Consider the following 6,539-nt stretch of genomic DNA (forward strand, 5'->3'; position numbering starts at 1 on the left):
AGACCTCGAAAAGGTCGAGAACGTCCTGCCCGAGCTGCACTGACAATCAGCCGGATCGCCGCAGGTCAGGCAGCCTCGACGACCTCCGCCCGGACCGCGGCCGCCCACTCCACCAGCAGCCGCTCGTACTCCGCAGCACCCTCCGGCGACAGGCGCCCACCCGACCGCTCCCACAGCGCGCGGATGTCCTCGTTTACCGCGGCCGGCGAGCCACAGGGGTGCCATCAGTAGGAGTTGGGGGCATGCGAACGGGATTCGCGGGGGACTGCCACCGCGCCCACACGTAGGGTCGGCACGTGATTCAGACCATCGTCTTCGACGTCGGAGAAACCCTCACCCGAGACGACCGCTACTGGGCATCCTGGGCCGACTGGCTCGACGTCCCACGGCACACCCTCAGTGCCCTCGTCGGCGCCGTCGTCACCCAAGGCCGCGACAACGCCGAAGCCCTGCGTATCCTTCGCCCGGGCATGGATGTCGGTGCCGAGTACCGTGCGCGCGAAGCTGCTGGCCGGGGTGAGCACCTTGACGAGGCGGACCTTTACCCGGACGTCCGGCCGACTCTCGGCGGACTCCGCGGGCTCGGCATCCGTGTCATCGTCGCCGGGAACCAGACGGAGAAGGCCGGCGCCCTGCTGCGCGCGCTCGACCTTCCCGCCGACCTGGTCGTCACCTCTGCAGAGTGGGGTGTCGCCAAGCCGGATCGGGAATTCTTCCGGCGCGTGCTCAAAGCGTCTGGGGCTGCCCCTCACGAGACCGTCTATGTTGGCGACCACCCCGTTAACGATGTCTTCCCTGCCAGGGCCGCGGGGCTGCGAACGGCCCATATTCGCCGGGGTCCGTGGGGAAACTGGTGGGGTAATGACCCGGACGTCGTTGCCGCCGCGGACTGGTCCATCCACTCGCTCACGGAACTGACCAGCATCGTCAACGAGTGATACAGCCAGACGGCCCCACCTGAGAGCTTGAGTTCAGGTGGGGCCGTTTGCGTACCAGGAGGGGAGCGAGGCGTCACCGACGACACCCTTGACGCAATCGCAGCGGCTCTTGGCGTGGACCCGTCGCGGCTTATCGCCGACCGGGAGCGTAGTGCATCTGCGATTCGGCCGTCCGGCCCAGTTGCGAAGGTGATTCGCCTGTGGCGAGTGACTGGGCGAGTTGCCGGTTGCCGACTAGAGTCGTCTCGTTACTGCTAGTTGTGGGGCCAGGACTTGGTGAGCGGGGCGCCGAGATTCTGGGGGGAGGGGCCTGTAACGCATGAGTCGTCGCTCCAATGGATTGGTCGGTATCTGGGCTGAGGCCCAACGCCAGCAGCAACGCCAGCTTGAGGCGCAAGCCAGGCAACAGCGTGAGATGGAACGGCAGCAGCGCGCCTACCAGCGGGAACTGGCACGCAGTCATCGTGAGCAGCGGGCGGCGTATCGGCAGCAGCGAGATGCGGATGCCAGGCGCCGGACGGAGGAGTTGGAGGCCCAGGTCGAGTCCCTGCTGGGTTTGTTGTCCGCCGGATGCCGGGCTGCAGCGTTCAGAGTCACCACGCTCACCCGTCCCGAGGAGATTGAGGCATTCTCCCCGGGGCAACTCGCCTACCCCATCGCGATGCCGGATCCGAACCGGTACCAAGCACAGGGCGGTTGGACGGCGAACCGGCGAGCTCAGGCGCAGGCTGAAACACGGGCCCGGTTCGAGCGTGATTGGCAGGCCGCGCAGGCTGCAGAGGCACAGCGTCAGCAACAGTTGGCGGCGTATCGGCAGCAGTACGAGCAGTGGGTCGATTCTCAGCTGGCGGAGATCCGGCGGCACAACGCCGGCATTGCCGAGATGACAGCGGCACTTCGTAACGGTGATCCCGAGGCCGCGGTGGAGTACTTTTCTGCTGCTCTCTATTCGTCTGCCGCGTGGCCGGAGGGGCTACCGCGTCAGGTGTCCGCTGCGTACGACTCTGCTGCGCGTCAGCTGGTACTGAACTGGGAACTCCCCAAGTACGACGTCATTCCGGAAATGAAGTCGGTGCGGTACATGCCGACGGCGGATCAGGACAAGGAGACGGCGCGCCCGGCAGCGCAGCGTCGAGCGTTGTATCGGGACGTGCTCGCGCAGTGCGTTCTCCTCGTTCTGCACGACCTCTTCGCAGCGGATGAGTTCGGCGCGCTGGAGTCGGTCGCGTTGAACGGGTTCGTGGACGACCATGACCCGGCGACGGGCAGACAGGCGCAGGTCTTCCTGTCCACCGTCATGGCTTCGCGTTCAACCTTCGCCGAGCTCCATCTGGAGCAGGTAAACGCTGCCGATTGCCTGGTGGACGGACTTCGAGGCCAGCTGTCCTCGCGCCCCGATCAACGCGCTTCAGTACGGCCTGGCCGGGTGCCCGAGGATGTCGGCAACGGTGTCGTCACCCACGGAGGAGACGAGGAGCCGGATCTGTACGAGATGGATCCGATCGCCTTCGAATCGCTGGTCGCTGATCTGTTCCGCGCCATGGGCATGCAGGCTGTGACGACTCAGCGCTCGAACGACGGCGGTGTGGATGTCGACGCGCTGGATCCGACCCCGATCCGGGGTGGCAAGATCGTCGTGCAGGTGAAGCGCTACCGCAACACCGTGCCGCCGACAGCCGTCCGCGACTTGTACGGCACCGTCCAGGACGCCGGCGCCAATAAGGGCGTACTGGTTACGACTTCCGGATTCGGCCCCGGTTCGCACACCTTCGCCAACGGCAAGCCCCTGGAACTGGTGTCTGGAGGGGAATTGGTCGACCTGCTGCACCGGCACGGACTGCATGGACGACTGGGCACCGGCGGACGTTTGAATCCCGCCCAGCGGACGGCGTCGGATGCTGCGGACGAGGTGGATGACCACAACATCCTCAGCATGTCCTGGTCGGGCACCGTCGCCGTGGACGTGTGCGCGCTCGTCTGCCAGGGCAACCGGGTTCTGGACGACGACCACTTCGTCTTCTTCAACAACCCTCGGACACCCGACGGCACGGTCCGCGCGCATGCCGCTGCAGCACCGGGCAAGGCTGCAATCCGGGTGTCTTTCGACGCACTGCCCGATAGAGCTGACCGACTCGTCCTGGTGGCCGCGGTCGACCCCGCCATCAATCCTGCGGCAGACCTTTCCGGGTTCACCGAGGCTTGCATCCGACTACTGGACCTCTCGGGGGCCGAGCTCGACCGGCTAGAGGTCTCGGACGGCCGTGCCGACGAAACCGCTTTGGTACTCGGGTCCTTCCGCCGCCGCGCCAGCGGCAACTGGGAGTTCGTCATCGGAGGCAAGGGGTACAAGGGGGGTCTGGAGGAGCTGATCCGGGAGTACGGCATCGACGTGGCCTAGTAGGGCTCAGTTAGGTGGTGTCGTGGGGCTGCTATGGGGTGGGTTGTCGGCAGGTGGGGCAGGTGGGGCAGGTGCCGGGTTGGCGGCCGGTTGGCCCGCCGGGCGGTGGCGGTCGTGCGTCCGCAGGTGCGGGGGATGGACGACATCGGCTTTCCGAAGGACGGCATCTCCTCGCCCGGGGTGGCCCGGCAGTACTCCGGCACGGTGGCAAGGTCGGCAACTGCCAGATCGGAGTCAGTGTCCATGCCGCGTCCGACACCGCCTCGTGCCCGCTGTCGTGGCGGCTGTTCCTGCCACGCAGCTGGGACGGTCCCCAGGCGGCGGGCCGACGGGCCCGTCACCGGATCCCCGACGAAGAGCGTCACCGGCCGAAATGGCAGCTCGCGCTGGACATGAAGGTGGCGACAGTCCTCTCGCCTCCCTTGACGGGCCCTTCCACCAGCCGCGCGGTGACGACCAGCCCGGCCTGTTCCAGCAGTTCGACCATGCGATCCGGCGGCAACAGATGGGACTCGAATGTCACCGAAGGCCGCCGTACGCCTGCGTCGGACGCCGGTGCTCACCCGCTCCCACATGACCGGCAACCATCAGCTGGCCGCCGGGTGCGAGCGTGCGGTGGAACTCGCTGAACACGACCGGCAACAATGCTGGCGGCGTGGGGTGGACACGCAGCGCAGCGTCGCAGGGTCCCAGACCCAGTCGGACACGAAGCGGAGGGCGCTCGTCCACGCATGGTGTTCGAGCCCGGTGTCGTGCAGCTGCCGCGCTGCACGCGCGTCCATGGCGCGCAACGGGCGCCATCTGCCCTCGACGAGGACCAGAAGAAGACCGAAGGGCACCGAGGAGAGCGCGGCGACGGCGGCGGCGCCGAGCAGGCGGAGGCCGTATCTGCGGTCGGCTGCCCGGGCGCGGCGCTCACGAAGCCGCAGGGCAGTGACTCGCACAACCAATCATGCTCCCGGATCGGGTTGGACAGGACCGGGCCGCAGGGCGCGGGCGGCCTCCAACTGCGCGGCGAAGGACAGTCCGAGAAAGAGGGCGATGGAGGTCAGATAGGCCCAGAGCAGCAGCGACATGAAGGCGGTCAGAGGGCCATAGACCGTGTCGAAGGACCCGCTGACCGAGAGATAGAGGCTGAGCAGCCAGGTCAGCGCCGTCCACAGCACCAGGTAGAGGGCTGCCCCGAACGCCAGCCACGTGTAGCCGGGTTGCCTGCGACGCGGGGAGCGGCGGAAGATCGCGCTCGCGGAGATTAGCGCGAGCAGCAGCCCGCACGGCCATCGCAGCAGATCCCGGGAGTTCCTGGGCTCCGTCGCCGGGACCGTGGACCGTCACGGCAGCCGCGACGAGGTCGCCGCCGACCACCATCAGGATGAACCCGATGCCCAGGGGTATGCCGGCAGCCAGCGCCATCACCAGGCCCCGGAAGTACTTCTGGTGGAAGGGGCGGTCGCGCTCGACCCCGTAGATCCGGTTGGCACCGCGTTCGATCTGGCACATCGCCGTCGTGACGTTCACCATCGAGAAGGCAAGGTGAGGAACACCTGATGCCGCAGGCCCTCGTCCTGGTCGAACAACGACAGTTGGGCACCGGGGTGCGGCCGTTCGCGGCGGACGATGATGCGGGTGCCGGCCGGGTAGCCATTCAGGTCGACCATGCCGGTCAGCTCCGCGACCTCGGCGGACTCGCGCAGGGTGGCGTCCTGGTCCAGGGCGGGATGCCAGACACCTTCGGGCAAGGCCCGGATCGTGCGGCGGACCGGCTCGGTGACCGCGTATCCGACCGAGAACCGCAGGTCCAGGCCGTGTTCGCGCAAGGTCCGCAGGTGGGCGAGGAATTCTTTTCCGCTGCCCGCGCTGTCGGAGCGAACGAGGATGTCGGTGCCGTAGCGGTGGGCGTCGGGGATCTGCCCGAGGGCCTGGCCGAGGACCGCGATGTGATCGCTGGCGGTGTTGGCGCCGGCGCTGCCGGGTCGCAGCCGCCCCGCCAGGGCTTCGCCGGTATTGGCCAGGAAACACAGCAGCGGGTGGTAGCCGAAGCCGCCCTTGTAGGTGGGTGCGGACTGTTCCTTCTCCGAGTGGCAGGTCACCGGCGTGGCGTCGATGTCCAGGACCAGGCCGGGCAGTTCACGTCCGCCGGCCTTCACAGCAGGGATGCCCCGCCGTGTTCGGCAGTCTGCAGCCAGGCGATCTCCCGCGCCGAAGCACGGGCGGCTCGCATCGAAGCGAGTACGGCCTCATCAACGGCGGCCAGCAGGCGCCAGGCCGTGGGCGTGGAGGCCACCGGGCCGAATACCGCGCCCTGATCTCGTAGCACGGACAGATCTGTGATGGTCTCGCCGCCGTCGGCGAGCATCACCGCAAGGTCTGTGGCGACGCGGCCAGGGTCGTGTCCGGTTCCGCGCGGCCGAAGTGGCCGCAACGCGGCAGAGTATGCGCCCGTCAGTCCGGTGGCATCGGCGAGGTGTGTCAGCCGCCGTGCCCCAGCGTGCCCGACCACCCCCGTTCCATCGGCGGATATGACGAGCTTGGGACGCGAACCGCTAGCCTGCACGTAGAAAGTGCCTTCCTCCGGCGACGACAGAACCGCTCGACAAGGTTCATCGTCCCAGCTCAGAAGGCACTTCTTACTGCCACTCCAAGACGCCAACCAACGGGTGGACTTGGCTGGAACTGCTCGCATACATTGCCGATCATCAAGCCGCGCGGGCGCGGCTGTCAGCGCGGGGGAACCTAGTGAAGAGTTCGGCAGTTGTGGTGTGCATCGCGGTCGGGCTGAACGTCGCCGTAGCGGTCGCTCTCCTTGCCGCGCAAATGCGGCTTTACGCGGTGCTGGGACAGATGTCGTACGGAGAGCCCGTGCTGGCGGCCGAAATGTGGGTGGGCAACCTCTGGGGGTGGCTGCTCGCCGCGTTCGCGGGCGCGGGTGTCCTCTTCCTGGGCTGGTTCTCGGGGGTGCGGGACAAGGCATGGAAGTTTCGGCCTGAGCGAACGCAGAAGGGTCGTGCGTCGTCAATGATCTGGTGGTTCATCCCGGTTGCGAACCTGTGGATGCCCTTCCGGATCACCCTTGAGATTTGGACGTCCAGTCAGTCGGACGCCCCGCCCGAGGGTGTTCACTTCCTTGTGTAAGAGATGATCTTGTTGGGTGCTGGTCGGGCCCCGGCTGACACCAGGAATGTGACGCACAGTGAGTGACTTGA

General features: G+C 67.2%; 3 protein-coding genes and 5 pseudogenes. 4 read left to right on the forward strand and 4 right to left on the reverse strand.

All coding sequences use genetic code 11. From position 1 onward, the window contains the following. Positions 1 to 296 precede the first annotated feature (296 nt). From ABZV38_RS33145 to ABZV38_RS33155, 3 genes and pseudogenes are all read left to right on the forward strand, one after another. Positions 297 to 938, forward strand: a complete 642-nt coding sequence (locus tag ABZV38_RS33145) for an HAD family hydrolase (RefSeq protein ID WP_356332146.1) — start codon at positions 297 to 299, stop codon at positions 936 to 938. 319 nt (positions 939 to 1,257) lie between these two features. Then, a complete protein-coding gene (locus ABZV38_RS33150) occupies positions 1,258 to 3,336 on the forward strand; it encodes a restriction endonuclease (protein ID WP_356332147.1) in 2,079 nt (692 codons plus the stop codon). 33 nt (positions 3,337 to 3,369) lie between these two features. Further along, positions 3,370 to 3,671: pseudogene (locus ABZV38_RS33155) on the forward strand (transposase); the annotation flags it as partial. Between the two features lie 26 nt (positions 3,672 to 3,697). On the opposite strand, the pseudogene ABZV38_RS33160 reads toward ABZV38_RS33155, so the two are convergent. The 4 pseudogenes from ABZV38_RS33160 to ABZV38_RS33175 form a co-directional block, all read right to left on the reverse strand. Next, positions 3,698 to 3,999, reverse strand: a pseudogene (locus ABZV38_RS33160) (SAM-dependent methyltransferase); the annotation flags it as partial. 8 nt (positions 4,000 to 4,007) lie between these two features. Beyond that, positions 4,008 to 4,286 (reverse strand): annotated as a pseudogene (locus ABZV38_RS33165) (phosphoesterase); the annotation flags it as partial. Further along, positions 4,287 to 4,863: pseudogene (locus ABZV38_RS33170) on the reverse strand (YihY/virulence factor BrkB family protein); the annotation flags it as partial. Between the two features lie 14 nt (positions 4,864 to 4,877). After that, positions 4,878 to 5,920: pseudogene (locus ABZV38_RS33175) on the reverse strand (IS1380 family transposase); the annotation flags it as partial. 173 nt (positions 5,921 to 6,093) lie between these two features. Between ABZV38_RS33175 and ABZV38_RS33180 the strand changes: the two are divergent. Next, entirely contained in the window at positions 6,094 to 6,468 is a 375-nt protein-coding gene (locus ABZV38_RS33180) for a DUF4328 domain-containing protein (protein ID WP_356332148.1), read from the forward strand. Positions 6,469 to 6,539: the final 71 nt, after the last annotated feature.

This window comes from Streptomyces sp. NPDC005181 (assembly GCF_040608395.1).
GTDB lineage: Bacteria > Actinomycetota > Actinomycetes > Streptomycetales > Streptomycetaceae > Streptomyces.

Coding starts and splice junctions, on each gene's coding strand:
- ABZV38_RS33150 (WP_356332147.1), top strand. CDS start 1,258: ATGAGTCGTCGCTCCAATGGATTGGTCGGTATCTGGGCTGAGGCCCAA.